Origin of the sequence: Acinetobacter sp. YH12105, from assembly GCF_013419095.1 — a bacterium.
In the GTDB taxonomy this organism is placed as follows: domain Bacteria; phylum Pseudomonadota; class Gammaproteobacteria; order Pseudomonadales; family Moraxellaceae; genus Acinetobacter; species Acinetobacter pseudolwoffii.
This window is the reverse complement of record NZ_VPAU01000042.1, coordinates 1-2,747: the sequence shown is the minus strand read 5'-3', so window position 1 is coordinate 2,747 and position 2,747 is coordinate 1. Positions and strand designations below refer to the sequence as shown.

Annotated in this window: 1 rRNA gene; it reads right to left on the bottom strand. The window is 50.5% G+C overall.

Going from position 1 to position 2,747, the window contains the following annotated elements:
• Positions 1-23: 23 nt before the first annotated feature.
• Positions 24-2,747: ribosomal RNA gene (locus FTU44_RS14955) — 23S ribosomal RNA — on the bottom strand; the annotation flags it as partial.

Sequence of the window (2,747 nt, the reverse complement as noted above, 5' to 3'; positions counted from 1 at the left end):
TACAACAACTGTTTGGGTGTTGTATAGTCAAGCCTCACGAGCAATTAGTATTGGTCAGCTTCACATATCACTATGCTTCCACATCCAACCTATCAACGTCGTAGTCTTCAACGGCTCTTTAGAGGACATAAAGTCCTAGGGAAATCTTATCTTGAGGTAGGCTTCCCGCTTAGATGCTTTCAGCGGTTATCCCTTCCGAACATAGCTACCCGGCGATGCGACTGGCGTCACAACCGGTACACCAGAGGTTCGTCCACTCTGGTCCTCTCGTACTAGGAGCAGATCCTCTCAAATTTCCAACGCCCACGGTAGATAGGGACCGAACTGTCTCACGACGTTCTAAACCCAGCTCGCGTACCTCTTTAAATGGCGAACAGCCATACCCTTGGGACCTGCTTCAGCCCCAGGATGAGATGAGCCGACATCGAGGTGCCAAACACCGCCGTCGATATGAACTCTTGGGCGGTATCAGCCTGTTATCCCCAGAGTACCTTTTATCCGTTGAGCGATGGCCCTTCCATACAGAACCACCGGATCACTAAGACCTACTTTCGTACCTGCTCGACTTGTGGGTCTCGCAGTTAAGCGCGCTTTTGCCTTTATACTCTACGCGTGATTTCCGACCACGCTGAGCGCACCTTCGTACTCCTCCGTTACTCTTTAGGAGGAGACCGCCCCAGTCAAACTACCCACCAGACATGGTCCTCGTCCCGGATAACGGGACAGAGTTAGAACCTCAATATTACCAGGGTGGTATTTCAAGATTGGCTCCACCGAAACTAGCGTCTCGGTTTCAAAGCCTCCCACCTATCCTACACAAGTAAGATCAAAGTTCAATGTCAAGCTGCAGTAAAGGTTCACGGGGTCTTTCCGTCTAGCCGCGGGTACACCGCATCTTCACGGCGAATTCGATTTCACTGAGTCTCTGCTGGAGACAGCGCCCCCATCATTATGCCATTCGTGCAGGTCGGAACTTACCCGACAAGGAATTTCGCTACCTTAGGACCGTTATAGTTACGGCCGCCGTTTACTGGGGCTTCGATCAAGAGCTTCGCTTACGCTAACCCCATCAATTAACCTTCCAGCACCGGGCAGGCATCACACCCTATACGTCCACTTTCGTGTTTGCAGAGTGCTATGTTTTTAATAAACAGTTGCAGGGGCCTGGTTTCTGTGGCTGCTCTCAGCTCAGGAAGCAAGTTCCATCACCAAAAGCAGCGTACCTTCTCCCGAAGTTACGGTACCATTTTGCCTAGTTCCTTCAGCAGAGTTCTCTCAAGCGCTTTGGTCTACTCGACCTGACCACCTGTGTCGGTTTCGGGTACGATTCCTGTGTAACTGAAGCTTAGAGACTTTTCCTGGAAGCATGGTATCAGCCACTTCACTGTACAAGTACAGCTTGCTATCAGTTCTCAGCATAGAGCACCCCGGATTTGCCTAAGATGCATGCCTACAACCTTTCACCTGGACAACCAACGCCAGGCTGACTTAACCTTCTCCGTCCTCTCATCGCATTACACAGAAGTATTGGAATATTAACCAATTTCCCATCGACTACGCCTCTCGGCCTCGCCTTAGGGGTCGACTCACCCAGCCCCGATTAACGTTGGACTGGAACCCTTGGTCTTTCAGCGTGCGAGTTTTTCACTCGCATTGTCGTTACTCACGTCAGCATTCGCACTTCTGATACCTCCAGCAGACTTCTCAATCCACCTTCATCGGCTTACAGAACGCTCCCCTACCACGCATAATAAATTATGCATCCGCAGCTTCGGCATATAGTTTTAGCCCCGTTACATCTTCCGCGCAGGCCGACTCGACTAGTGAGCTATTACGCTTTCTTTAAAGGGTGGCTGCTTCTAAGCCAACCTCCTAGCTGTCTATGCCTTCCCACATCGTTTCCCACTTAACTATAATTTTGGGGCCTTAGCTGGCGGTCTGGATTGTTTTCCTCTTGACTACGGACGTTAGCACCCGCAGTCTGTCTCCCGGATAGTACTCATTGGTATTCGGAGTTTGCATCGGTTTGGTAAGTCGGGATGACCCCCTAGCCGAAACAGTGCTCTACCCCCAATGGTATTCGTCCGAGGCGCTACCTAAATAGCTTTCGGGGAGAACCAGCTATCACCAAGTTTGATTAGCCTTTCACCCCTATCCACAAGTCATCCCCTGGCTTTTCAACGACAGTGGGTTCGGTCCTCCAGTTAGTGTTACCCAACCTTCAACCTGCTCATGGATAGATCACCTGGTTTCGGGTCTATACCCAGCAACTAATGCGCCCTATTAAGACTCGGTTTCCCTACGGCTCCCCTATTCGGTTAACCTCGCTACTGAATATAAGTCGCTGACCCATTATACAAAAGGTACGCAGTCACCGAACAAGTCGGCTCCCACTGCTTGTATGCATGCGGTTTCAGGATCTATTTCACTCCCCTCACAGGGGTTCTTTTCGCCTTTCCCTCACGGTACTGGTTCACTATCGGTCAGTCAGGAGTATTTAGCCTTGGAGGATGGTCCCCCCATATTCAGACAAGGTTTCACGTGCCTCGCCCTACTCGACATCATCATATAAGCCCTTTCGTGTACAGGACTATCACCGTCTACGGTCGCACTTCCCAGAGCGTTCCACTAGAACTTATATGACTTAATGGGCTCTTCCCCTTTCGCTCGCCGCTACTGAGGGAATCTCAATTGATTTCTTTTCCTAAGGGTACTGAGATGTTTCACTTCCCCTCGTTCGCCTTGCA